We start from the raw sequence: 24693 nt of genomic DNA on the forward strand, positions 1-24693 counted from the left end.
CAGCGTAGTTACGCTCCGGCCGTCCGGAACACGCGTGTGCCCACTGTCACGGCGAGCGCCGAGAAGCCGAGGGCGACCAGGACGCCGTACAGCATGTGATCCGTCGTGTACGAGCCGACGTACGCGTCCCGCACCGCGTCCACCAGATAGCGGAACGGCATGAAGTGCGAGAGCACGTCCAGCCAGGCCGGGGCCAGGGACATGGGCAGCATCAGACCGGACAGCAGCATCGACGGCATGGTCATGGCGTTGATCAGCGGCCCGAACGCCTGCGGGGTGTGGACCTTCATCGCCAGGGCGTACGACAGTGAGCCGAGCGAGACGGTCAGCAGCGCGACGAACACGAAGCCGATCAGGATCCCGGCGAGCGGCGCCCGCAGCCCCATCGCCACGGCGGCGACCACCAGCAGCACCGCCTGGAAGACGAACACCGTGGCGTCGCGCAGCACACGGCCCAGCAGCAGGGCGAGTCGGCTGACGGGCGTCACACGCATCCGTTCGACCACTCCCTGACCCTTCTCGATGATGATCGAGAACCCCGCGAACGAGGCGCCGAACAGACCGAGTTGAAGCAGCAGCCCCGGCACCAGCAGCTGCCAGGAACTGCCCCGTCCGCCCAGGGACAGACCGGTCAGCAGCGGGCCGAAGAAGAGGAGATAGAGGAGCGGCATCAGCACGCCGAAGAGCAGCGCGAAGCGGGAACGCAGGGACTGGCGCAGGTACCGGCCGTAGATCAGCGCGGTGTCGTGAAGCAGCATCGGGTTCCTATACGGCTACGGGGGCGGCGTCGGCCGGGGAGGGACCGCGGCCGGTGATGGCGAGGAACGTGTCCTGGAGGCTCGCGTCGATCGAGCCGCCGTAGCGGAGCTTGAGCGCGGTGGGCGTGCCCTCCGCCACGACCACTCCCCTGTCGACGATCACCAGACGGTCGGAGAGGGCGTCGGCCTCGTCCAGGTAATGGGTGGTCAGGAAGACCGTGGTGCCGTGCTCGTCGCGCAGGCGGCGGATCAGGTCCCACAGGTCGGCGCGGCTGCCGGGGTCGAGGCCGGTCGTCGGCTCGTCGAGGAAGAGGACCTTCGGGCGGTGGGTGAGGGCCATCGCGATGTCGAGGCGGCGGCGCTGGCCGCCGGAGAGCGCGGACGTCCTGCGGTCGAGAAGGTCGGTGAGGCCCAGGTCGCGGGCCAACTCGTCGGCGCGCGCGATCGCCTGCGGCTTTGTCAGGCGGTAGAGGCGGCCCTGGGTGACCAGTTCCTCCCGCACGCTGATCTGTGCGTCGACCCCGCCCGACTGCGCGACGTAACCGCAGGCCCTGCGTACGCCCGCGGGGTCGGCGGCGAGGTCGTGGCCGGCGACGGTGGCCGCGCCGCCGGTCGAGGCGAGCAACGTCGTGAGCATGCGCAGGGTGGTGGTCTTGCCGGCGCCGTTCGGACCGAGGAAGCCCAGGATCTCGCCCTCGCGGACGGTGAGGTCGATACCGCGGACGGCCTGAACGGGGCCGCGTTTGGTCTGGAAGGTGCGGGCCAGTCCGGCCGCGCTGATGACTGCCATGCTCCACAGAAAAACAGAGACTCACCAATTTTGCAATGACACCAAGTTTTCAGTGGGCCCAGCGAAAGCTAGGATTCGGACATGGCAGAGGGACTCAGGGAGCGGAAGAAGCGGCAGACCCGGCAGTACATCTCGGACGTCGCCACGGGGCTGTTCATCGAGCGTGGCTTCGACGCGGTGACCGTCGCGGAGATCGCCGAGGCCGCCGACGTCTCCGTCAACACCGTCTACAACTACTTCCCGGCGAAGGAGGACCTCTTCTTCGACCGCTCCGTCGGCATGGTCGACCGGATGGCCCGCTGGGTCCGCGGCCGTAACAAGGGGGAGTCCGCCGCTGCCGCCGTGCTGCGGGAGCTGCGCGAGGAGGTGGAGGCGGTCTCGCCGAGGGTCGGACTGATCCCGGGGTACGCCGCCTTCATGCGCGTCATCGAGAACGCGCCGGCGCTGCGCTCCCGGCTGTGGGCGATCGGGCAGGAGGTTCAGGCCAATCTCGAACAGGCCCTGCGCGAGGACGTCGGCGCGGCCGACGACGACCCGATGCCGCATCTGATCGCCGGTCAGCTCGGCTGGGTGCACAGCTGTGTGATGGGCGTCGTCGGCCGCGAGATGGTCAAGGGGCGCAACCCGGGCGAAGTATCACGAGAGGTACTGGTCCTCCTCGACGACATCGAGGAGCTGTTGGGCGAGAAGGTGCTCAACTACGCCGTCCGAGGCACGGAATGACCCGCCCCGGTGTGATGTCCGTCAGATGAGACGTGACGCGCATTACTTACCGGTCACACAGCACCTCACGAGCGCTAAGGTCCGCCGAAGAGGCAGACATAAACAGTGTGTAAGGCGTTTCAAAGGGGAGTCGTAAACGTGGCACGGAAGCTTGCCGTCATCGGCGCCGGCTTGATGGGTTCCGGCATCGCCCAGGTCTCCGCCCAGGCGGGCTGGGACGTGGTCCTGCGTGACGTCACCGACGAAGCGCTGAAGCGTGGCACCGACGGCATCAAGGCCTCGTACGACAAGTTCGTGAGCAAGGGGAGGATGGAGGCGCACGACGCCGACGCCGCCCTCGCGCGCATCACCGCGACCACCGACCTCGACGCGGCAGCGGACGCCGATGTCGTCGTCGAGGCCGTCTTCGAGAAGCTGGAAGTGAAGCACGAGATCTTCCGGGCGCTCGACAAGATCGTGCGCCCCGACACCGTACTCGCCTCCAACACCTCCGCGATCCCGATCACCAAGATCGCGGCGGCCACCGAGCACCCCGAGCGGGTCGTCGGCGTCCACTTCTTCTCGCCGGTGCCGATGATGCAGCTCGTCGAACTCGTCCGCGGCTACAAGACGAGCGACGAAGCCCTCGCCACCGCGCGGGAGTTCGCCGAGTCCGTCGGCAAGACCTGCATCGTCGTCAACCGGGACGTGGCGGGGTTCGTGACCACCCGTCTCATCTCCGCGCTGGTCGTCGAGGCGACCAAGCTCTACGAGTCGGGCGTGGCGAGCGCCGAGGACATCGACCTCGCCTGCAAGCTGGGCTTCGGCCACGCGATGGGCCCGCTGGCCACGGCGGACCTGACCGGCGTCGACATCCTGCTGCACGCCACCAGCAACATCTACACCGAGTCGCAGGACGAGAAGTTCGCACCGCCGGAGCTGATGCGCCGGATGGTTGACGCCGGTGACATCGGACGCAAGAGCGGGCAGGGCTTCTACACGTACTGATACATCAGTACGTACCGCCACTGAAACCGCACAGGCCCCGCGGGTATCACCCGCGGGGGTGAATTCGGTATCGGTTCGCTTACAGACGGCAACTTCGTCGCCGCTGAAGCAGTCAGACGTTGCACAGCCACCGTCACGGAGTACGTCACCGCACTCTCGGGGAGCGCATATGTACATCAGGGGCGACCACGCCGAGCTGGTCGTCGGGGGCCGCCTCGACGTCCGCAGCGCGGCGGACGCCCGTACGGTCCTGCACTCGGCCGTCGACGACGGAGCCGGCGACCTGGTGCTCGACCTGTCCGAACTGGACTCCTGGGACGCCACCGGACTCGGGGTGATCATGGGCGTCCACCGGCGGGCCGGCCGCTGCGGCCGGCGCCTGGTGCTGCGCGACGTTCCGCCGCAGATGCAGCGCCTGCTGGTGGCCACCCGGCTGCACCGGATCCTGGCGATCGAAGGCGGCATCGGGGTGGAGTCACTCCCCCGCGTGTGAGCCCTCGGTGCAATCCACACGAGACTGTGACGTCTCGCACGGCGCGGTACCCCGGACTGTCGTAGATACTGAGCGAAGGTTTAGGGTTCGGTCGCCCGCTGCCTGACATCCCTGCAAGCGGGCCCGGACCAGAAGCGACAGCGCGGTGTGCAGCAAGGCCGGGAGGGGCTCTAAGGCACACACGACGCTTTTGGGGGGCTTGAACCTATGGACCCGAACATGCGGGGACCCGAGGAGTACGGCCATGACGGCGACGGCAGCGCGCCGCGCCAGCGCCCGCCCAGGGACCCCCTCACACCCGACTTCGGCCAGCACTCGCCCGCGCTCGCGCGCACGGTGCAACTCGTCACGGGCGACTACCTGCTCACCGTCAACCCCGTCGACGGCAGCGAGATAGAGGCCTGCCCACCGGGCGAGCGCCCGGGGCGCCCCGAGAAGTTCACGGCGGCCGAGCGTGCCGAGGTGGACCGCGCCGCCAAGCCGCCCGTTCCACCGGGACCGGGCCGGCCGTCGCTGCATCTCCTGGAACGCCAGGAGGAGCGCGAGCGCCTGGTCCGGCTGCTGGCCCGCGGCCGTTCCGTGCGTCTCACCGGCCCCGCGGGCTCCGGCCGCACCGCCCTTCTCGACCTCGTCGCCGAGGACTGCGCCGACCTGGCCCCCGACGGCGTCGTCCGCCTCAGCGGCTTCCACCGCACGGCGAACGAACTGCTGTACGACCTCTTCTATGCCGTCTACCACGCGCCCCTGCACCGCCCGGAACAGGACGAACTGCTCGGGCTGGTCCGGGAGATCGGCGCGGTAGTCGTCCTCGACGACGTCGAGTTCGGCGGCGCCGGGCTCGACGAACTGCTGGACGCGACACCCGAGTGCGCCTTCGTGATCGGCGCCACGCCCGAGGTGCCCGCGCCCTCCGCCGACTCCACCCTCGAAGAGGTCTTCCTCGGCGGTCTCGACCGCGCGGGCGGCGTGGAGCTCATCGAGCGCGCCGTCGGCCGGACGCTGACGGAGGAGGAGGCCAACTGGGCCGGCGACCTCTGGTTCGAGTCCGAGGGCCTGCCGCTGCGCTTCGTCCAGGCCGGTGCCCTGCTGCGCCAGCGCGACCAGCAGCGCGCCGGGACCGGCGCCGTCGACACGTTCGGCGTCTTCGAGGACGCGATCCCTGCGGACGCGCCCTTCGACGTGTCTCTCCACGCCGAGGACGGCGACGAGGTACCCCTGCCGTCGCTCGGCGAGGCCGCCGCCCCCGCACCGCTGCTGGCCTCCCGGCTCAGCGCCTCGGCGCGCGCCACCCTGCGGTTCGCCGTGGCACTCGCCGGCGAGGTGCCGCACCAGGCCCATCTGCCCGCGCTGGTCGGCGACACCCACGCGGACGCCGCCCTCGGCGAACTGGCCTCCTGCGGACTGGTCTCGCCGGTCGGCTCCCGCTACCGGCTCGCCGCCGGGGTCCTCGCCCAGCTGGAGGCCGCCGGATACGGCGACGACATCGAGGCGCAGGCCCTGGCCGCCGCCCAGCACTACGCCTGGTGGGCGGGGCACCCCTCGGTCACCCCGGAGCGGGTGTGCGCCGAGGCCGACGCCCTGCTCGCCGCGCTCGGCATCCTGGTGCCGGGCACGACCGCACCGGCCGAGGGCGAGGAGAGCGTCACCGTTCGGCTGGCCCGCACGGCAGCGCCCGCGTTCGCCGCGGGCCTGCACTGGAGCGCCTGGGAGCGGGCGCTGCGGTCCGGTGCCGAGGCATCCCGGCTCGCCGGCGAGGTGTCCGAACAGGCCTACTTCCACCACGAGTTGGGCATCCTCGCACTCTGCGGCGGACAGCTCGACCGGGCCCGCGCCGAGCTGGAGTCCTCCATCGGGCTGCGCGGTGCGCTCGCCGACAAGCGCGGCACCGTCGCGGGCCGCCGCGCCCTCGCCCTGGTCTCCGACCGCTCCGGCACCACGCCGGGCCTCGGCTCGATGGCGGGCGAGGAGGTCCCGGACGCGCGCTACGAGGAGTCCCAGTCGCCGCCCGGCGGAGTGCCGGCCGCGTTCGCGGTGAACCCGCCGCCTTCGTCCGGCGACACCTCGACCATCGTCGTCAACCGGGCCGTGTCCGGCCCGCCGCCCAGGACCCACCGCGGCGGCATCCGCGGCCTCGCCCGGCGCAACCTCGTCGCGGCCGGCGCGGGTGCGCTGCTCGCCGCCGTACTCGGCACGGTCGTGACGCTCGGCGCCACGTCCAACAACGACGCCAACAACCCGTCCGACAAGGTCGGCGTCAACCCGTCCGCCAGCCAGGGCACCGACGACGGCAGCCTTGGTGCGGACAAGCCGAAGAGCGACACCGGCACCGCGACGAGCCGCCCGACGAACCCGGGCGCCAGCGGCACACCCGGCACCTCGGGAGCCCCGACGCCGTCGTCGAGCACGGGTCAGCCGTCGGACAACCCGAGCGGCACGAAGGGGTCGGGCGGCGCTTCCACGCCTACGAAGTCGACATCTCCGACGCCTACGAAGTCGACATCGCCGACGCCTACGAAGTCGGCCTCCCCGACGCCTACGAAGTCGGCGTCCCCTACACCGAGCGACACGTCTTCAACGACGCCGACGCAGCCGACGTCACCGTCCACCTCCAACTCGGCCAGCGCGCCGATCACCTCCACCGCCCCGGTCACCAGCGCCCCGGCCTCGACGACCAGGCCGGCGAGCACCAGCTCCAGCCCGGTGATGTGAGGGCCCGTACACACAAAGAGGGCCGGGTCCGTCCGACGGACCCGGCCCTCTCGTATGCGGCGACGGGGGTCAGAACAACCGCAGCTTGTCGTCCTCGATGCCCCTCAGGGCGTCGTAATCCAGCACCGCGCAGCCGATTCCGCGGTCCGTGGCGAGGACGCGGGCCTGCGGCTTGATCTCCTGGGCCGCGAAGATGCCGCGGACCGGGGCGAGATGGGGATCGCGGTTCAGCAGCTCCAGGTAGCGGGTGAGCTGCTCCACGCCGTCGATCTCGCCGCGCCGCTTGATCTCGACCGCGACGGTCTGCCCGTCGGCGTCCCGGCACAGGATGTCGACCGGGCCGATGGCCGTCATGTACTCGCGGCGGATGAGCGTGTAGCCGTCGCCGAGCGTCTCGATGCGGTCCGCGAGGAGCTCCTGAAGGTGTGCTTCCACGCCGTCCTTGATCAGGCCGGGATCCACGCCCAGTTCGTGCGAGGAGTCATGGAGGATCTCCTCCATCGTGATGATGAGCTTCTCGCCCCCCTTGTTGATGACGGTCCAGACGCCCTCGTCGTCGCCCGCGCCTTCCTTCAGCGTGCAGGGCGGGGACATCCAGTTCAGGGGCTTGTAGGCGCGGTCGTCCGCGTGGATGGAGACGCTGCCGTCGGCCTTCACCAGGATCAGGCGGGGTGCCGAAGGGAGATGGGCGGTGAGCCGGCCCGCGTAGTCCACGGAGCATCGGGCAATGACGAGACGCATGGTCGGCAACGCTACTCGACGGGTGTGGGTCCACGCGATTCGCCCTCCCGTCTCCCACCACCACCCTCAAACGAGGCCCTGCGGGCCGCCCTTGTTGTCCTGGAAGACCCGAGACAACCCTTGTTCATTCGTGGCTGATTGTGTGCCCAAAGAGGGCTCTCCATGTACGCATTTTCCTGGTGCCGTCACCGCCCGTTGCCTACGGTAGTAAACGGGAGGTCGCGAGGCGAGTACTGAGCGTGTTCGGTATCGCGAACCCCCCTATCTGTCCGGCAACCCCTGTCGACCACGGGGGTGCGAGAGGAGAACCCATGTCGCTCGACGTCTCACCGGCCCTACTCGAGAAGGCCGAGCGAGGCGAGGTCGACGAAGCAGAATTCGTCGACTGCGTCCGGACCTCCCTGCCTTACGCATGGGAGATGATCAGCTCCCTGGTGGCCCAGCTGAAGGTGGACGGCGGCAACTTCGCCGACAACCAGACGCCCCCGCCGGACGAGCAGGCACGCGGACAGCTGCTGCGTGCGCTCGCGAGTGACGCGATACGCGGCGCGCTGCAGCGGCACTTCGGAGTCCGGCTGGCCTTCCAGAACTGCCACCGGGTGGCGGTGTTCCCACTGGACGCCTCGGTCGACGAGACGCTGGCCCGCTTCACCTCGGTCCGCAGTCAGCTGCTCAATCAGTCCCCGGAGTTCCGGGACTGCTGAGGAGCAAGCCGCTTGCTTGCCGCTCCGTACGCGGGAGGTGCATTCAGTATTGGGGCGGCAAGCTCCGCAGCAGCCGGGCAGGAGCCCGTTCAACCGAGGTGCGGGAGCACCTCGGTGCCCAGCCGCCGTACGTTCTCCTCGGTGGCCGCCAGGTCTCCCGAGCCCTCCACGAGCAGGGCGAAGCGGGAGATGCCGGTCCGCTCGCTGGTCGCGGCGAGCCGGTCGGCGCACAGGCGCGGGGTGCCGACCGGGTGCAGTCCGCAGAGCAGTTCGGTGTATGCCAGGGGGTCGCGCATCTGCCGGGTCCGGCCGTCCACCGTGACATGTGCCTCCAGGCCGTGCTTCAGCCAGCCCGGCATCGCCTTCGTCAGGGTCTCCACCGCGTCCGTACGCCGGTCCGCGATCTGGCAGACGCCGGCCGAGACATGGGCCGCGCCCAGGACCGTTTCCGCGGAGTGTCCGGCGGCGCGCGCGAGCTGCTGCCACAGGGCGACCATCTCGGCCTTCTCCTCGTCACCCACATGCATGCCGAGCAGCATCGGCAGCCCGCGCTCGGCGGCCTGCCGCACACTCGACGGCGAGGTGCACGCGACGACGACCTCGGGGCCCGCGATGTCCGTCAGGGACTCCGACGGCCTTGGTACGACGGGCACTTCACGGAAGCCGAAGCGCTCCCCCGTGGCCCCGACCGACGGCTCGCGCAGCCAGCGCAGCAGCAGATCCAGTGCTTCGGGAAACCCCTCCTCGTACGCCTTGATGCCCGAGCCGAACACCTCCAGGTCGACCCACGGTCCGCCGCGGCCCACGCCCAGCGAGAAGCGCCCGCCGGAAGTGAGGTGGAGCAGCGCGGCCTGCTCGCCGACCGCCACGGGGTGGGCGGTGGGCAGGACGGTGACCGCAGTGCCGACGCGGAGCCTGCGGGTCCGGCCGAGGAGTAACGCCGCCAGGGTGATCGCCGACGGGCATGTCCCGTACGGCACGAAGTGGTGCTCGGCCAGCCAGACCGAGTCGAGGCCCGCTTCCTCGGCGACCTCGGCCGAGCGGACCGCGCGGTGCAGCGCCTCCCCCTGGCCCTGACCCGGGAACTGGGCCGCCAACACGAAACTTCCTACGCGCATCGCTTTTCCTGCTTCCTTGGCTCCGACGCGGAGCTCCCCCACCCGCATAACCGCCTGACACGTGACGAGGACACGGCCTGGCGAAGAGATTTGCGGATTGTCTGCAGAATGGGGGGTCGCGGCGGGGTCCGGGCCGGCCGGTGCTCTACGCGTACCCCCGTCGGCGCCCCGTAGGCTGGACACGGCCCGTGCTCCCTGTATAGCCCCGTGAGGTGTCCCGTGTCCCCGCGTCGCAACCGACCCAAGGGTGCCGACCCGTCGGGCTCGTCCGGCCGGAGCGGCGAGGACGACCGGTCCGGCCGTTACGGCGGCTGGCAGTCCACCGAGAGCTGGCAGGGCGAGGAGTGGAGCGTGCGGCACGTGGCGGGCGCGAGCGCGCAGGGCAAGACGTACCGCTGCCCCGGCTGCGACCAGATGATCCCCTCCGGTGTCCCGCACGTGGTGGCCTGGCCGGAGCATTCGGGTGTCGACGAGCGCCGCCACTGGCACAAGGCGTGCTGGAACGCGAAGGACCGCCGCACCACGCGGGTGCAGCGGTCCCGTAACGCGCCGAAGTTCTGAACCGGTCCCCGGACTCTCCCTAGACGTCGCGCTTCTGCAGCAGCGCGACCGCGCCGGCGAACGCGACGGCCGTCACGCCCAGGGCGATCCACACCGGGTCCCAGCCGGTCGGGCCGGTGCGGCTCAAGGTGTTGGTGTAGAAGGCACTGAGCTGGTTCGGGATCGAGTAGTCGAACAGCGCCTGGCGCACCTTCTCCAGGGCCGACGAGAACATGAACAGCGCGATCACCAACGGCGCCAGCACCAGGCCGATCATGATGGTGATGGCGCCCGCCGAGTGCCGGATGATCGAGCCGACGAGGAGCGAGAGCAGCCCGAGCAGCGCGATGTAGAGCGAGATGCCGAAGGTGCCCTTCAGCCACTCGCCGCCGGACGGGCTCCTGGCACCCTTCAGCATGGCCACGTCCGCGACGGCGACGAGGAGCACCGAGGCGAACGTGACGGTGAACGCCACCGCGAAGAAGACGATCGCCTTCGCCGCCAGCACGCGCGCGCGTGACGGGCACGCGGTCATCGTCGTCCGGATCATGCCGGTTCCGTACTCCGAGGCGGTGGTCAGCACACCGAGCGTGATGATGCACATGCTGCCGAGGAGCAGCCCGAACACGCCGAAGGACAACGGGTTCTGGCCGCTCAGGCTTTCCTCCCCCTGGTTGGCGGCGACCAGCGCGGCGACCAGCAGCCCGATGCCGACGACGAGCAGCAGGAACACGCCGAGCGTCCACACCGTGGAGCGCACCGATCTGATCTTCGTCCACTCCGAGGAGATCGCGTGCCCGAGGTGGGTGCGCACGACGGGGATCGGCGAGGTGTAGCTGGGGTACGGCGAACCGGACGCCGCCGCCTGCCAGTCGGGTGCGGCGGCCTGCGGCATCGGGGGCTGCGGGGTGCTCATCGGGCGTCCTCGGGCTTGGTCAGGTCGGCGGGGGCGGCGGGGGCAGGGGGCGCGGGCGGCGCGGCAGGCGCCTGGGGAGCCGCGGGCGCCGGCTGGGCGTACGGGTTGGGCTGACCCGCGCCCGGAGCGCCGTACGGACCCGCCGGGGGCTGCCCCGCGCCGTACGGACCCGGCTGTCCCTGTGGCATCGCGAACGGCTGTCCGCCCTCCTGGGGCGACGGCGGGGCGTACCAGTCGGGCTGGCCCTGCCCCGGCACCGGCATCGGCGGCTGCGCGCCGGGCGGCAGCGGCTGCATGAGCCCCGACTTCTGGTCGATGGTCGAGCGGTAGTCGACGGCCCCCTGGGTCATCCGCATGTACGCCTCTTCCAGCGAGGCCTGGTGCGGCGACAGTTCCCACAGGCGTACGTCGGCGTCATGCGCGATGTCGCTGATGCGGGGGAGCGGCAGTCCCGTGATCCGGAGGGCGCCGTCCTGCTCGGGCAGCACGTGGCCGCCCGCCTCGGTGAGCGCGGACGTCAGCTTCTCGCGCAGCTGGGGCTCTGTGTCAGGCGTCCGCACGCGCGCGAAGTCGGCGGAGTTCGCCGAGATGAAGTCCGTGACGCTCATGTCGGCCAGCAGCTGTCCGCGGCCGATCACGATGAGGTGGTCGGCGGTCAGCGCCATCTCGCTCATCAGATGGGACGAGACGAAGACCGTACGGCCCTCCGCCGCGAGCGCCTTCATGAGGTTGCGCACCCAGAGGATGCCCTCGGGGTCGAGGCCGTTGACCGGCTCGTCGAACAGCAGCACCTGGGGGTCCCCGAGCAGTGCGGCGGCGATGCCGAGCCGCTGGCCCATGCCGAGGGAGAACCCCTTCGAGCGCTTTCTGGCCACCTCCTGGAGCCCGACCACGCCCAGCACCTCGTCGACCCGGCGCGCCGGGATGCCGGACAGCTGGGCCAGGCAGAGCAGGTGGCTGCGGGCCGACCGGCCGCCGTGCACGGCCTTGGCGTCGAGCAGGGCGCCGACCTGGCGGGGGGCGTTGGGCAGCTTGGGGTACGGGTAGCCGCCGATCGTCACCTGCCCCGCGGTCGGGTTGTCCAGGCCGAGGATCATGCGCATCGTCGTCGACTTGCCGGAGCCGTTGGGCCCCAGGAAGCCGGTGACGGCACCCGGCCGCACCTGGAAGGAAAGGTTGTACACGGCGGTCTTGTCGCCGTAGCGCTTGGTCAGGCCTACAGCCTCGATCATGCTCCGCACCCATCGAAAGGTTCAGGACAGCGGGGCACACGCCCCCGTAAGGGTTAGGAGGATATCGAGGAGCTGACGGTTCCGCTCAAATGAAAGTAAAGCAATGGGACTCCGCTTCCCGGTGCGGAGCCCTGCCCGGGAGCGCTACGCGTCCCGCTTCTTCAGCAGCACATAGCCGCCCGCGAGGGCCGCGACCGCCCACAGCATCATGATCCCGAGCCCGCCCCAGGGCCCGTACGCGGTGTCCTCGCCGACCCGCGGGACCACCTGCATGATCTTGCTGCCGGCCTGGTCCGGCAGGAACCGGCCGATCTTCTTCGTCGCGTCGACGTTGCCCAGGATGTTGGAGATCAGGAAGAAGAACGGCATCAGGATGCCCAGCGACAGCATCGGTGAGCGCAGCATCGCGGCGACGCCCATCGAGAACACCGCGATGAGGGTCATGTAGATGCCGCCGCCGATCACGGCGCGCAGGACGTGCGGGTCGCCGATCGAGGCGCGGTGCGCGCCGAGCATCGCCTGTCCGAGGAAGAAGGCGACGAAGCTGGTCGCCAGGGCGACGACCAGTGCGAGGCCGGTCGCCACGGCGATCTTGCTGAACAGGAAGGTGCCGCGCTGCGGTACTGCGGCCAGCGAGGTGCGGATCATTCCGGTGCTGTACTCGTTCGACACGACGAGCACCCCGAACACGATCATCGCGAGCTGGCCCAGGCTCATGCCCGCGAAGCTGATGTAGGTCGGGTCGAAGGTGAGCCGGTCCTGCCGGCTCATCCTGTCGAACTCGTGCCTGGACAGCGCCGTGATCAGCATGCCGAGGGCGATGGTGACGACCACGGCGAGGGAGAGCGTCCACACTGTGGACGCCACCGACCGGATCTTGGTCCATTCGGACCGTACGACCTGTGTCGCCGCCATGCTCATCTCCTCGTCCAGTCCTCGCCCCAGTGCTGCCGCTCGGGGGCTCTCTCGAAGCGTGGTTCGAAGCGCCCTTCGAAGGGAGCTTCGAGGGGGGTGTCGGCATGCGCGTGGTACTCGACCGACTCCGCGGTCAGCCGCATGAACGCCTCCTCCAGGGAGGCCTGCTGGGGGCTCAGCTCGTGCAGCACGATCTGGTGCTGTGCGACGAGTTCGCCGATCTGTTCGGCCTTGCCGCCGTCCACCTCGAGCGCCCCGCTGCCGGACTCGATGACGGTGACGCCCTCGTCGTGCAGCACATCGAGCAGCCGCTCGCGCTGCGGGGAGCGGATCCGGATGTACGAGCGCGAGTTCCGCTCGATGAAGTCGGCCATGGAGGTGTCGGCGAGCAGCCGCCCCTGCCCGATGACGACGAGGTGGTCGGCGGTCAGCGCCATCTCGCTCATCAGATGGGAGGAGACGAAGACGGTACGTCCCTGGGCGGCCAGGGACTTCATCAGATTGCGGATCCAGTGGATGCCCTCGGGGTCGAGGCCGTTGACCGGCTCGTCGAACATCAGGATCCGTGGGTCGCCGAGCAGCGCCCCCGCGATCCCGAGCCGCTGCCCCATACCCAGTGAGAAACCTTTGGCCTTCTTCCTCGCGACCGCCGTGAGGCCCACCGTGTCCAGGACCTCGGCCACCCGCCGCTGCGGGATGCCGTTGCTCTGCGCGAGACACAGCAGATGGTTGAAGGCGCTACGGCCGCCGTGCACGGCCTTGGCGTCCAGCAGGGCGCCGATGTACCGCAGGGGGTCCCTGAGGCGGTCGTAGCGGATGCCGTCGATCCGGACGTCTCCGGCGGTGGGCCGGTCGAGCCCCAGCATCATCCGCATCGTCGTCGACTTGCCGGCCCCGTTCGGCCCGAGGAACCCGGTCACCATGCCGGGTCTGACGGTGAAGGTGAGGTTGTTGACCGCCAGTTTCTCGCCGTACCGCTTGGTCAGGCCCACGAGCTCGATCATGAAGTCACGCTAAGACCGGGCTTCGGGGGCTGCCACTTGAGCGGGCCCCGGGCCGGCCTCCCGGTGCCGGGCGGGGAGCAGGAGACCGGCGAGGACCGCGGCGCCGACGGAGCCGCCGAGCCGCTGACGGAGGGCACGCCGATGGAACTCGCCGACGAGATCTTCCTGCCCTGGTGCCGTGAGCACCCCGGTGTCGTGAGGAACACGCCAAAGGCCCGCACCCTCGGGGGAGATGGTGCGGGCCTCTGCTGCCGTCAGGCGGTGTTACCGGGTCTGCTGCGCCGGAACCCCACGGGAGATCGGCTCGTCCTCGGCCGGGGAACCGGCCGCGGCCACCGCGGCGCCCGTGAGCGTCGCGAGCATCTCGCGGACGTTCGTCAGCTGGGCGTTGATGCTGTCGCGGCGGTTGGTGAGGGCGGCCAGCTCGCGCTCGGATTCCGAACGGATCCGGTCGGCCTTGGCGTTCGCGTCGGCCACGATGTCCTCGGCCTGGCGCTGGGCCGTCTCCACCGTCTGGCGGGCGCGGCGCTCGGCGTCGGTGCGCAGCTTCTCGGCCTCCAGGCGGAGCTGCTCCGCGCGGTGCTCGATCTCCGCGAGGCGCTTCTCGGCCTTGGCCTGACGGGACGCCAGGTCGCGCTCGGACTGCTCGCGGCGCTTGGCGAGGTTCGTCTCGAAGTCGGCGGCGGCCTGCGCGGCCTTGGCGCGGGTCTCCTCGAAGAGGGCGTCGGCCTCCTCGCGCTTCTGCTGAGCGTCCTTCTGGGCCTCCTGGCGCAGCTGGGAGGAGTCGCTCTTGGCCTTCTCGACGATCCGGACGCCCTCGTCCTCGGCCTTGGCCTTGCGCTCCGCAGCGAACGATTCTGCGTCGTTGCGGACCTGCTGGGCCGCCGACTCCGCAAGTTCGCGGTGCTGCTCGGCCGCGCGACGGGCCTCCTCGCGCAGATCCTTGGCCTCTTCCTCGGCGAGGCGGAGGATCTTCTCGACACGCGCGCCGAGGCCGGCGTACGACGGTTCCGCGTCGCTTACCTGAGCCTGGGCGTTCTGCGTCTCGAGGTGGAGCTCCTCGATGCGCTTTTCCAGAGCGGTGATGCGGGCGAGAGCGCTGTCACGGTCGGAGACGAGCTTGGAGATTCGTTCGTCCACCTGAGCGCGGTCGTACCCACGCCGCACAAGCTCGAAGCCGTAGGGGGAAGTGTCGCTCATGGGGTTCCTGTCAAATGAGACCGGTGAGGTGATAGGGGGAATCCTAGGGGCCGAAGCGGTGTGTCATCGAGCGGATACGTGTTTGATCTGGAGAATGACACCCCTTTTGGGTGGCTAACCCTCGGACCACTTGCCAAAAAATTGGTCAAAGGCCCCAGACCGCGCCCCATGTGGACCTGTCGATCAGCTGTCCGACGGCTTACCCGAACGAGGGGCGCCGACCGTGGCCCCCGCCTTGACGCCACCGTCCTTGCCCGCAGTCGGGGCCTCGAAAGACTCCAACGCCTCCAGGACGTCCTGGACACGGGAGATCTCGGCGTTGATGTCCTCGCGCCGGCGCACCAGGATCTCCAGCTCGCGCTTTCCCTCCTCGACGGTGCGCCTGGCCTCGCGGATCGCCTCGGCCTTGAGCTCCTCGGCCTCCCTCACGAGCGCCGACTTCTTCTGCTCGGCCTCCTTCAGGAGCCCCTCGGCCTTCTTCACGGCGGCGATACGGACCTTGCCCGCCTCGGAGTTGGCCTCCGAGACCAGCTCCTTGGCCTTGGCCTGAGCCTTGGCCAGCTGCTCCTCTGCGGCCTTGATGAGCGCGTCGCAGCGGTCGCCGGCCGACTTCATGGTCTCCGCGGACTCGCGGCGGGCCCGCTCGTGCAGCGCCTCGATCTCGCCGGTGATGCGTTCGCGCAGCTCCTCGGCGCGCTCTCGGATCTGGGTGGCGTCCCGGCGGGCGCCGACGAGCAGCTCGTCCGCGTCCGTACGGGCCTTCTCCACCCGCGAGTTGCCCTCGACCGTCGCCTCCGACACCAGGCGGTCGGCCTCCTTGCGGGCCGCACCCACCATCGTGTCGGCCTGCGCCTCGGCGTCGGCGGTGGTCTTGTGGGCCTGCTGCTGCGCCTCGGAGAGCAGCTTGTCGGCCTCGGCCGTGGTCTCCGTGATGAGGGTGTCGACCTGCTCGGCCACGTCCTGGCGCCGCTTGCCCGCGTCCTTGCGGGCCTCGTCGAGGGTGCGCTCGGCCTCCTCGCGCGCGGCGTTGACCAGACGCTCGGCCTCCGCAGCCGCCTCCGCCCTGACCCGCTCCGACTCGCTGCGGGTCCGCTCGGCGTGCTGCTGCGCCGCCCCGACCGTGTCGGCGGCCTCGGCGCGCAGCCGCTCCGCGTCCCCGGTGGCGTCCGCGATGAGCTTCTCCGCCTTGGCGACCGCCTCGGACCGCACCCGTTCGGCCTCCGCGACCGTCTCGGTGCGCAGCCGGTCGGTGTCCCGGACCGTCTCCGTGGTGAGCCGCTCGGCCTCGCTGCGCGCCTCGGTGATGAGGGCGTCCGCCTGCGTCGCCGCGTCCGAGCGGATGCGGTTGGCGTCCTCGCGGGCGTCCGCCCGGGTGCGCGCCGCCGCCTGGTCGGCCTCCGCGATGGCGTCCGACGCCTCCGTACGCACCCGCTGCGCGTACTCGGCCGCGTCCGAACGCAGCCGCTCCGACTCCGCGATCGCCTCCGAAACCGTGCGCTCGGCAAGCGACTTGGCGGCGTCGGTCTCCTCGTTCGCCTCGCGCCGGATGCGGCCCGCGTCCTCGCTGGCCCGCTCCCGCTCGGCGTAGGCGTCGGAGCGGACCCGGTCCGCCTCCTCCTGCGCCTCGCGCCGGGTACGGTCCGCCGCGTGCTCGGCGGCGCTGCGCAGCCCGGTGATCTCCTCCTGGGCCTGCTCGTGCAGCCCGGACACGGAGTCCCGTACCTGCTGGGCGTGTTGCTCGGCGCCCGACACCATCTCGTTCGCGCGCCGGTCGGCCTCCTCGACCAGCCGGACCGCCTCGGCCTGCGCCTCCTCCACGCGGTTGCGCGCCGAGGCCAGCAGCTCCTCGCTCTGCTCGCGCGCCCGCTCGCGCTCCTGGTCGGCCTCGGTGCGCGCGGCGCCGAGGGTCTCGTCGGCCTCGCGACGGCGCCGGTTGGCCTCCTCCTGCGCGGCGGCCAGCGTCTCGGACGCCTCGGTGCCGAGCCGCTCGGCGGCGGCCAGCGCCTCCGTCCGCACCCGGTCGGCGCTCTCCTGGGCCTCCGACCTCAGCCGCTCCGCCTCCGCTGCGGCCTCGGACCGCAGGCGTACGGCGATGGCCTCGCCCTCGGCGCGGGACGCGGACGCGTCCGAAGCGGCCTCGTCGCGCAGCCGATCGGCCTCCGCCTCGGCCTGCGCCTGCAGCGTGCGGATCCGCTCGGCGGCCTCGGCGCGCAGCCGCTCGCTCTCCTCGGCGGCCTCGCGGCGGATCCGCGACGCCTCGTCACGGGCGTCGGTCAGGGCCTGCTCGGCGGCGGCGAGGCGCTCCTCGGCCTCGGTCTGCAGCCGGGTCAGCTCGCCCGCGGCCTCGGCGCGCCGGGCCTCCATGGCCCGCTCGGTCTCCGCGCGCAGCTCGCGCGCGGCCTCCTCGGCCTCGGCCTTGATGCCCTCGGCCTGCTCGACGACCTCCTCGCGGTGCCGCTCCGCCTCCTGACGGGTGCGCTGGAGGGTCTCCTCGGCCTGCCGGCGCAGCGTGGTCGCCCGCTCGATGGCCTCCGTACGGACCTTCTCGCTGTCCGCGGTGGCCTTCTGGCGCAGCTCGTCCGCGTCCTGCCGGGACTTCGCCAGCAGCTCCTCGGCGGTCTTGGCCGCCTCCTCGATCTGCTGGACGGCCTCCTTGCGGGCCTCAGCGCGGATCTTCTCGCCCTCGGCGACCGCGTCGGCACGCAGCTGCTCGGCCTCGCCGCGCAGCCGGCGCGCCTCCTCCTGCAGCTCGACCGTCTTGGCGCGGTACTCCTTGGTGTCGTCCTTGGCCGCGCCCTTGAGCTGCTCGGAGATGTCGTGCGCCTCGGCGCGCAGCCGGTCCGCCTCGGCCTCGGCCTCGGAGCGGATCCGCTCGGCCTCCTCCGCGGCGGCCTTGGTGGTGTTCTTCGCGTCCTCCTGCGCCCTGTTGAGGACGTCCTCGGCGGTCTTGGCCGCCTTGGACAGCTGGGTCGCGCTCTCCTCGGCGGTGATCGTGCGGGCCTTCTCGGAGGCCTCGGCGACGATCCGCTCGGCCTCCGAACGGGCGTCCGAGACGACCTGTTCGGCGTCCGACTTGGTGGCCTCGGCCTCCTTCGTGGCCTCCTCGACCAGCCGGGCGACCTGCTCCTTCGCCGTACGCGTGCGCTGCTCGTTCGTCGACTCGGCGCTGGCGAGGGCCTTCTCGGCGGCCGCCGTGGCCTCGGTGACCAGCTTGTCGGCCTCGGCCTGCGCCTTGCGCAGCGCCTCCTCGGCCTCCGCCATGCGCTGCTCGGCGGCCCGGCTCAGCTCCTGCGACTGGCGGCGGGCGGAGTCCGACTCCGTGGCCGTGGAGGAGCGCAGCTGCTCGGCGTGGTCGGTGGCCTCCTGGGCCTGGGTGGACGCGGCGTTCAGCAGCCGCTCGGCGTCCGCACGGGCCCGGCGCAGCAGCTGATCGGCCTCCGCGCGGGCCTCCTCGGCCTCGCTCTGCAGCCGCTGCCTGGCCTCGGTCGCGACCCGCTCGGCCTCCGCACGGGCGGCCGTCAGGGCCTGCTCGGCCTCGGCACGGGACTCGTCGAGCAGCCGGCGCGCCTGGGACTCCGTACGGGCGCGCAGTTGCTCCGCCCACGCCACGTTCTCGTTGACATGCGACTCGACGGTCTGCCGGCGCTCCGCTAGCTCCTGGTCCAGCTGCTGGCGGCGGGTGACCGCCTCCTGGTGCAGCTCGGCCTGCAGCCGGGCGGCCTGCTCCGCGTGCTCCTGGAGGATGCGCTGGGTCTGCGCCCGCGCCTGGCTCAGCTCGCGCTCGGCGTCCTGGCGCAGCTGGTCGGCCTGGATCTGCGCGTTCCGCAGCAGCTGCTCGGCCTGGTAGCCGATGTCACCGCCGTCGAAGGAGGGCCGGGACATGATGGTGCGGCGCGCCTCGTGCAGCTTGGCGCGCAGCACCTCGACCTGGTAGCCGAGGTCCTCGGCGTGCTGGATCGCCTTTTCCCGCTCGGTCTTCAGCCGCTCCATCTCGGCCTCGAACCGAGAGAGGTGGTCGACGTCAGCCGCCGGCTCTCGCTCCTGGCGTTCGTAGCCCCGCACTGCGCGGTCCCATCCGTCCCCTGGTCGCAAGTCTGGCCAAACGAGCTCCGTCCATCCGCCGAACGGGGCCCCCGGGGAATGGTGTCAGATCATCGGCGGAGCATGGGCTGCTGCCCCGACGCTCGACCCCCGAAACACGGTCCCCGGCGTGCGGTCACCCCCCTGGAAAGCGGCGACCGCCCCCAACCCTACCGGCCCATATGTACGGGGGTCAGTGCTCAGGTGACTCAACAGGCGCGGAAGTGACCAGTTCTGTCAGAACGCCGTGGCAGTCCTTGGGGTGCAGGAACGTGATTCGTGACCCCATGGAGCCGCGCCGGGGCTCTTCGTACAGAACGCGTACGCCCTTTTCCTTGATGTCGGCCGCGTCGGCGTCCACGTCCGCCGTACCGAAAGCGATGTGGTGGACACCCTCGCCGTTCTTGTCGAGCCACTTGGCGACGGTCGAGTCCGGTCGCGTCGGCTCCAGAAGCTGCAGGTAGGAGGCACCGCCGTCGGACGTTTCGTTGATCTTGAGCATGGCCTCGCGGACGCCCTGCTCCTCGTTGACCTCGGAGTGGAACACCTCGAAGCCGTATGTGGCCCGGTAGAACTCGACGGTCTTGTCGAGATCGAAACAGGCGATTCCGATGTGGTCGATTCGCGTCAGCATGGTGTTAGTGCAGCGCTCCGGGGATGGTTACGCAACGTGCCAGCGATCACACCGACTGCCGGGTGACGGCACGGAGTGCCACTCAGTACATTCGAAGTAAACCCTCGTTCACTCCTCGGCAGTGCAGCCGGAAGGGGATCGCAGCTCATGTCTGGATCTAACAGCACGACCTCGGTGATCGTCGCGGGGGCACGTACCCCCATGGGACGGCTGCTGGGCTCCCTCAAGTCCTTCTCCGGAGCCGACCTCGGCGGCTTCGCGATCAAGGCCGCCCTCGACCGTGCGGGGATCGGTGGCGACCAGGTGCAGTACGTGATCATGGGTCAGGTGCTGCAGGCCGGGGCAGGGCAGATCCCGGCACGCCAGGCCGCCGTCAAGGCCGGCATCCCGATGAACGTCCCGGCGCTCACCGTCAACAAGGTGTGTCTGTCCGGCCTCGACGCCATCGCCCTCGCCGACCAGCTGATCCGCGCCGGCGAGTTCGACGTGATCGTCGCGGGCGGCCAGGAATCCATGACCAACGCGCCCCACCTGCTGCCGAAGTCCCGCGAGGGCTTCAAGTACGGCGCGATCGAGATGCTCGACGCCATGGCGTACGACGGCCTGACCGACGCCTTCGAGAACATCGCCATGGGCGAGTCGACGGAGAAGCACAACACCCGCCTCGGCATCCGGCGCCCCGAGCAGGACGAGATCGCCGCCCAGTCCCACCAGCGCGCGGCCGCCGCCCAGAAGAACGGCCTCTTCGAGGCCGAGATCACCCCGGTCGAGATCCCGCAGCGCAAGGGCGACCCCGTCCTGTTCAGCAAGGACGAGGGCATCCGCGGCGACACGACCGCGGAGTCCCTGGGCAAGCTGCGCCCGGCGTTCACCCGGGACGGCACGATCACGGCCGGTTCCGCCTCGCAGATCTCGGACGGTGCGGCGGCCGTGGTCGTGATGAGCAAGGCCAAGGCGCAGGAGCTGGGCCTGGACTGGATCGCCGAGATCGGCGCCCACGGCAACGTGGCGGGCCCCGACAACTCGCTCCAGTCGCAGCCGTCCAACGCGATCCTGCACGCCCTGAAGAAGGAGGGCCTGGACGTCGAGGACCTGGACCTCATCGAGATCAACGAGGCCTTCGCCGCCGTGGCGGTGCAGTCAATGAAGGACCTCGGAGTTTCAGCGGAAAAGGTGAATGTCAACGGCGGCGCCATCGCCCTGGGCCACCCCATCGGCATGTCCGGCGCCCGGCTCGTCCTGCATCTGGCGCTGGAGCTCAAGCGCCGGGGCGGCGGCGTGGGTGCGGCCGCGCTGTGCGGTGGCGGCGGTCAGGGTGACGCACTGATCGTGCGGGTACCCAAGGCCTGAACCCTTTCTCCACGTACCTCTGTACTTCTCTGAACGGAGCTGTGATGCAGGACGTCTCCACACTCGTCGCCCAGGCGAGGGAAGGCCGGCCGCGGGCCGTGGCCCGGCTGATCTCCCTGGTGGAGGGGGCGTCCCCGCAGCTCAGGGAGGTCATGGAGACACTCGCTCCGCTGACGGGCAACGCCTATGTGGTCGGTCTGACCGGCTCGCCGGGCGTCGGCAAGTCGACCTCCACGTCCGCGCTCGTCACGGCGTACCGCAAGCAGGGCAGGCGGGTCGGCGTCCTGGCCGTCGACCCGTCGTCCCCGTTCTCCGGCGGAGCGTTGCTCGGCGACCGCGTGCGGATGTCGGAGCACGCCTCGGACCCCGGCGTGTACATCCGCTCGATGGCGACCCGCGGCCACCTGGGCGGCCTCGCGTGGGCCGCCCCGCAGGCGATCCGGGTGCTGGACGCGGCGGGCTGCGACGTGATCCTCGTGGAGACGGTAGGTGTCGGCCAGTCGGAGGTGGAGATCGCCTCCCAGGCGGACACGTCCGTGGTGCTGCTGGCCCCCGGGATGGGCGACGGCATCCAGGCGGCGAAGGCCGGAATCCTGGAGATCGGTGACGTCTACGTCGTCAACAAGGCCGACCGCGACGGCGCCGACGCCACCGCCCGCGAGCTCAACCACATGCTGGGCCTGGGCGAGTCCCGCGGTCCGGGCGACTGGCGCCCGCCGATCGTCAAGACGGTCGCCGCGCGCGCCGAGGGCGTCGACGAGGTCGTGGAGGCCCTGGAGAAGCACCGGGCCTGGATGGAGGAGCGGGGCGTGCTGGCGGAACGCCGCCTGGCCCGCGCCTCCCGCGAGGTCGAGACCATCGCCGTGACGGCCCTGCGCGAACGCATCGGCGACCTGCACGGCGACCGCCGCCTGAGCGCCCTGGCGGAACGGATCGTGAGCGGGGACCTGGACCCGTACCGTGCCGCCGACGAACTGGTGGCGGGACTCACGCAGGGCTGAGGCGCCCGTTGATCCGCATGTACCTGCTTCCTATTCGTTGAGCGTTGTTGCTCGAATCGGATGTTTCGCTCTCCGCCTTGTGGGGCTGGAGTCCTGGACCGGCAGTCTGGTCCGGTGGCGATCGTCCCGTTCCTGGATGAGCTGTTTGACCCGCGTGTGCGGGGTGAACAGGGAGATGCCGGGGTCCCCGTCTCGCTCTAGGACGTTGATCGCTCCCGCGTGGTCTGCTTGCCACACCGCCCCGCACTGGGTGCAGTCAAGCCGGTCCCCTTGGCGCTTGCCGAGGGTTCGGCAGCAGGGGACGACTTGTGAGGTGTAGGCCGCGTTGACCAGCGTCAGCGCAGAACCTCTGCGCTCCGACACGTTCGCCAGTGCCTCGGCTGTGACGCCCTTGGGCCACATCGCGAGGCGGCGGTTGGTGTTCTTGCCCAGCTTCTTGCGCGAGGTGAAAGGCCGGGTGAGGTCTTCGGCGACGACTTGCTTCGCCTTGTCCACGACGGCGTGGACAGCGGTGAAGGTGACGGTTCGTACCTTCGCCTCGAAAACCCGACGGCGTCGGCTGCGTTTGGAGGTTCCGAGGTTGTTGCGGATCATCCGGTCGGCCTTTGCCTGGTTGCCGGACTTCCCGGCCTTTTCGGCAACGGCGCGGATCTTCGCCCGCCGGGCGTCCTTGACCTTCAGGAAGTCTGATTCGGCGCGGAGGAGCTCGCCCAGTTCCTCGCCGTGGTGGTGGCCGTCGGAGTCGGTGAGGACTTCGGTGTATCCCTTGTCCACGCCGACCCTGCCCGTTCCGCAGGGCCGCTGCGAGGACTTCAGGACGGAGGCGTCGATGGCGTAGTGCACCTCGACGAGCCCGTTCCGCAGGATCAGCCGTAGCGTTCCCGCAGGGGCGATTGTGGTGTTCAGCGGAATGGCGATCATCTTCCGGCGGACCATGGACGGTACGGCCAGCCACATGTTCCCGTTCTCGCCGAGGCGGTAGGTCCGGTACTGGTCGCAGCGCACCACGATCTGATTGACCGTGCGGTTGCGGCCCCGGCGCCACTGTCTGCGCATCATCCGGGACAGGTACGGGTCATCTGCCCACTGGTCACGCTTGAGTGCGGTGAACAGCCGCTTCTGCTCCGTCTTGTCGGTGATGCTGCGACTGATCGCCCGGCGGACTGGGACCTTGGCCGCTTCACGGGCGGCCTTGATGTCTCCGACCGCATCCCGCACGGTCTCTTTCCAGGCATTGGCCAGCACTCCGAACGTATCGGCGGTGCCATCCGCCATCCACTGGTCGCGGATCGTACGGTCACTGACACCGACTCCGGCCAGTGAGCCGTAGCGGCGCCACACCAGCGACCGCACCTGTCCCAGACGCCGGGCCTGCTCATCCAACTGCCCGTACTTCCCGGCATTGAGATGATGCGAGTAGGCGATGCGCGTGACCTTCACCGGCCACCGCCGGTCAGTTCCTTCTTCTGCTGGTACGGGCCTTCCGCGAGCCGGGTCTTCGGGCTGCCGAGCTGTTTGTTTGATGCCTTGCGCGGCGTCCGCATCGCCAGAGCATCGTCCCAGACCACACGTCGGCACCCGAACACCCTGGCTGCACAGATGAGCTGACTGGACGTCAGGTAGACGCGGCACTGATAACGAAGCTGCACGCAGATCACCGTAGGAGCCGGGCACCGCAACCTCGCGTAAAAGACACAATCAACTGGAAGTGTGCGCGACGCGGGCAAGTACGTTCGAACCGTTGCGATCACGTGACGGTTCGAACGTTCGCCTGCTGACGCTTTCCTCTTCAGACTTGAGCGCTCCTTTTGTCTCCCAACGTACGCACGACTGCAGCGCCTCGTCGCCGACAAGCTGCTGGCCAGGCTGGACCCGCGGGTCAAGTTGGCCGCGCTGGCTCGGGAGGAGGCGATTCAGGGGGGCGGGGTGGCCGGAGTGGTGGAAGTGGCCGGATCGCGGGGGCAGTTGGAGCGAGTGCTCGCCAATCTCCTCGACACCGCACAGCGGCACGCCCGGTCAGTGGTCACCGTGTCCATACGGAGCGGCGGGGAGCACGCCGTACTGGCCGTCGCCGACGACGGGGGCGGCGTGCCCGAGGGCGACCGCGAGCGGGTCTTCGAGCGGTTCGTACGGCTCGACGACGCCCGCAGCCGCGACGACGGCGGCGCCGGGCTCGCCATCGCCTGCGACGTCGCCGTACGGCACGGCGGAACGCCGTCCGCGACGCGCCGGCAGGCGGGCCCCGTTCGGACTCCGCCTGCCGCTCGCGCCCTGGAAGCGCCAGGGGGGCCAGAGGTGCTAGGGGCGTCCCCGCTGCCCGCGCAGGTGCTCCGCGATGGGCTTCAGGGCCTTGTCGAGTTCCGCCATGGCCTCCGGGGACAGCAGGTCGATGAAGTGCCTGCGCACGGACGCCACATGGTGCGGGGCGACCTTCTGCATCGTCTCCATGCCGTGCTCCGTGAGGACCGCGTAGAGCCCTCGGCGGTCGGACTCGCAGTTCTCACGGCGGACCAGGTTCGCGTTCTCCATCCGCGTGATCTGGTGGGAGAGGCGGCTCTTGGACTGGAGGGTGGCGGACGCGAGGTCGCTCATCCGCATCCGTACGTCCTCCGACTCGGAGAGGTTCACCAGGATCTCGTAGTCGTTCATAGTCAGGCCGAACGGCTGCAGGTCCCTCTCAAGCTGGTACGTCAACAGCCTGTTGACCTCCAGGTGGGTGCGCCAGGCGCACTGCTCCGCATCGGTCAGCCAGCGCGTGGCCGTCTCGGTCTCCATGAATCAAGTCTACCTAAAATGTT

At 70.3% G+C, this 24693-nt stretch carries 22 protein-coding genes and 1 pseudogene; 9 read left to right on the forward strand and 14 right to left on the reverse strand.

Features of this window, described 5'->3' with window-relative positions; genetic code table 11:
- Window positions 1-8 precede the first annotated feature (8 nt).
- Window positions 9-758, reverse strand: coding sequence for an ABC transporter permease (locus LJ657_RS31730; RefSeq protein WP_232652320.1), 750 nt, complete (start codon window positions 756-758; stop codon window positions 9-11).
- Window positions 759-765: 7 nt separating this feature from the next.
- A complete protein-coding gene (locus LJ657_RS31735; protein WP_232652321.1) occupies window positions 766-1548 on the reverse strand; it encodes an ABC transporter ATP-binding protein in 783 nt (260 codons plus the stop codon).
- 81 nt (window positions 1549-1629) lie between these two features.
- Between LJ657_RS31735 and LJ657_RS31740 the strand changes: the two genes are divergently transcribed.
- The 4 genes from LJ657_RS31740 (at window position 1630) to LJ657_RS31755 (ending at window position 6460) form a co-directional block, all read left to right on the forward strand.
- A complete protein-coding gene (locus LJ657_RS31740) occupies window positions 1630-2271 on the forward strand; it encodes a TetR/AcrR family transcriptional regulator (protein ID WP_232652322.1) in 642 nt (213 codons plus the stop codon).
- 138 nt (window positions 2272-2409) lie between these two features.
- Complete coding sequence (locus LJ657_RS31745) at window positions 2410-3258, forward strand: 3-hydroxyacyl-CoA dehydrogenase family protein (RefSeq protein WP_232652323.1); 849 nt, start codon at window positions 2410-2412, stop codon at window positions 3256-3258.
- Window positions 3259-3427: 169 nt separating this feature from the next.
- Window positions 3428-3751, forward strand: a complete 324-nt coding sequence (locus tag LJ657_RS31750) for an STAS domain-containing protein (RefSeq protein ID WP_016438220.1) — start codon at window positions 3428-3430, stop codon at window positions 3749-3751.
- 207 nt (window positions 3752-3958) lie between these two features.
- Entirely contained in the window at window positions 3959-6460 is a 2502-nt protein-coding gene (locus LJ657_RS31755) for an ATP-binding protein (RefSeq protein ID WP_232652330.1), read from the forward strand.
- 69 nt (window positions 6461-6529) lie between these two features.
- On the opposite strand, the gene nucS is transcribed toward LJ657_RS31755, so the two are convergent.
- Window positions 6530-7201 carry an endonuclease NucS gene (nucS, locus tag LJ657_RS31760; RefSeq protein ID WP_232652332.1) on the reverse strand — a complete coding sequence of 224 codons (672 nt, stop codon included), beginning with the start codon at window positions 7199-7201 and terminating at the stop codon, window positions 6530-6532.
- A gap of 311 nt (window positions 7202-7512) precedes the next feature.
- Here nucS and LJ657_RS31765 point away from each other — a divergent pair, with 311 nt between their 5' ends.
- On the forward strand, window positions 7513-7905 hold the full coding sequence (locus tag LJ657_RS31765; protein ID WP_232652334.1) for an SCO5389 family protein: 393 nt from the start codon (window positions 7513-7515) through the stop codon (window positions 7903-7905).
- A gap of 89 nt (window positions 7906-7994) precedes the next feature.
- On the opposite strand, the gene LJ657_RS31770 is transcribed toward LJ657_RS31765, so the two are convergent.
- On the reverse strand, window positions 7995-9023 hold the full coding sequence (locus LJ657_RS31770) for an LLM class flavin-dependent oxidoreductase (protein WP_232652336.1): 1029 nt from the start codon (window positions 9021-9023) through the stop codon (window positions 7995-7997).
- Between the two features lie 219 nt (window positions 9024-9242).
- Here LJ657_RS31770 and LJ657_RS31775 point away from each other — a divergent pair, with 219 nt between their 5' ends.
- Window positions 9243-9584: an Rv1322 family protein gene (locus LJ657_RS31775; protein WP_099931329.1), complete on the forward strand. Its 342-nt coding sequence runs from the start codon at window positions 9243-9245 to the stop codon at window positions 9582-9584.
- A gap of 19 nt (window positions 9585-9603) precedes the next feature.
- Here the strand turns inward: LJ657_RS31775 and LJ657_RS31780 are convergent, their stop codons facing one another.
- The 7 genes from LJ657_RS31780 to mce form a co-directional block, all read right to left on the reverse strand.
- Complete coding sequence (locus LJ657_RS31780) at window positions 9604-10479, reverse strand: ABC transporter permease (RefSeq protein WP_232652338.1); 876 nt, start codon at window positions 10477-10479, stop codon at window positions 9604-9606.
- The gene (locus LJ657_RS31785; RefSeq protein WP_232652341.1) at window positions 10476-11711 is read right to left on the reverse strand and encodes an ABC transporter ATP-binding protein; all 1236 of its coding nucleotides are present in this window, start codon (window positions 11709-11711) and stop codon (window positions 10476-10478) included. Before LJ657_RS31785 ends, LJ657_RS31780 begins: the two co-directional genes overlap by 4 nt.
- Before the next feature lie 144 nt (window positions 11712-11855).
- Entirely contained in the window at window positions 11856-12632 is a 777-nt protein-coding gene (locus LJ657_RS31790) for an ABC transporter permease (RefSeq protein WP_232652343.1), read from the reverse strand.
- Complete coding sequence (locus tag LJ657_RS31795; protein WP_232652345.1) at window positions 12629-13630, reverse strand: ABC transporter ATP-binding protein; 1002 nt, start codon at window positions 13628-13630, stop codon at window positions 12629-12631. Before LJ657_RS31795 ends, LJ657_RS31790 begins: the two co-directional genes overlap by 4 nt.
- Before the next feature lie 264 nt (window positions 13631-13894).
- Complete coding sequence (locus LJ657_RS31800; RefSeq protein ID WP_232652347.1) at window positions 13895-14830, reverse strand: coiled-coil domain-containing protein; 936 nt, start codon at window positions 14828-14830, stop codon at window positions 13895-13897.
- A gap of 183 nt (window positions 14831-15013) precedes the next feature.
- Entirely contained in the window at window positions 15014-18892 is a 3879-nt protein-coding gene (scy, locus tag LJ657_RS31805; protein ID WP_232652348.1) for a polarized growth protein Scy, read from the reverse strand.
- A gap of 211 nt (window positions 18893-19103) precedes the next feature.
- Window positions 19104-19544, reverse strand: a complete 441-nt coding sequence (gene mce, locus LJ657_RS31810) for a methylmalonyl-CoA epimerase (RefSeq protein WP_115905844.1) — start codon at window positions 19542-19544, stop codon at window positions 19104-19106.
- A 147-nt stretch (window positions 19545-19691) separates the two neighbouring features.
- Here mce and LJ657_RS31815 point away from each other — a divergent pair, with 147 nt between their 5' ends.
- Window positions 19692-20894, forward strand: a complete 1203-nt coding sequence (locus LJ657_RS31815; protein ID WP_232652349.1) for an acetyl-CoA C-acetyltransferase — start codon at window positions 19692-19694, stop codon at window positions 20892-20894.
- A 44-nt stretch (window positions 20895-20938) separates the two neighbouring features.
- Window positions 20939-21895 (forward strand): methylmalonyl Co-A mutase-associated GTPase MeaB, encoded by a 957-nt coding sequence (gene meaB / locus LJ657_RS31820; protein WP_232652350.1) that lies wholly within the window; start codon window positions 20939-20941, stop codon window positions 21893-21895.
- 30 nt (window positions 21896-21925) lie between these two features.
- On the opposite strand, the gene LJ657_RS31825 is transcribed toward meaB, so the two are convergent.
- Together LJ657_RS31825 and LJ657_RS48730 are read right to left on the reverse strand one after the other, a co-directional pair.
- A complete protein-coding gene (locus tag LJ657_RS31825; protein WP_232652351.1) occupies window positions 21926-23335 on the reverse strand; it encodes a zinc ribbon domain-containing protein in 1410 nt (469 codons plus the stop codon).
- Window positions 23332-23646, reverse strand: coding sequence for a helix-turn-helix domain-containing protein (locus LJ657_RS48730; RefSeq protein ID WP_308117094.1), 315 nt, complete (start codon window positions 23644-23646; stop codon window positions 23332-23334). The genes LJ657_RS31825 and LJ657_RS48730 overlap by 4 nt, the downstream gene beginning before the upstream one ends.
- Window positions 23647-23722: 76 nt before the next feature.
- Between LJ657_RS48730 and LJ657_RS48300 the strand changes: the two are divergent.
- Window positions 23723-24136 (forward strand): annotated as a pseudogene (locus tag LJ657_RS48300) (ATP-binding protein); the annotation flags it as partial.
- Window positions 24137-24193: 57 nt separating this feature from the next.
- Here LJ657_RS48300 and LJ657_RS31845 read toward each other — a convergent pair.
- On the reverse strand, window positions 24194-24670 hold the full coding sequence (locus tag LJ657_RS31845) for a MarR family winged helix-turn-helix transcriptional regulator (RefSeq protein WP_232652354.1): 477 nt from the start codon (window positions 24668-24670) through the stop codon (window positions 24194-24196).
- Between the last annotated feature and the right edge of the window lie 23 nt (window positions 24671-24693).

This window comes from Streptomyces guryensis (assembly GCF_021261325.1).
Lineage (GTDB): Bacteria > Actinomycetota > Actinomycetes > Streptomycetales > Streptomycetaceae > Streptomyces > Streptomyces guryensis.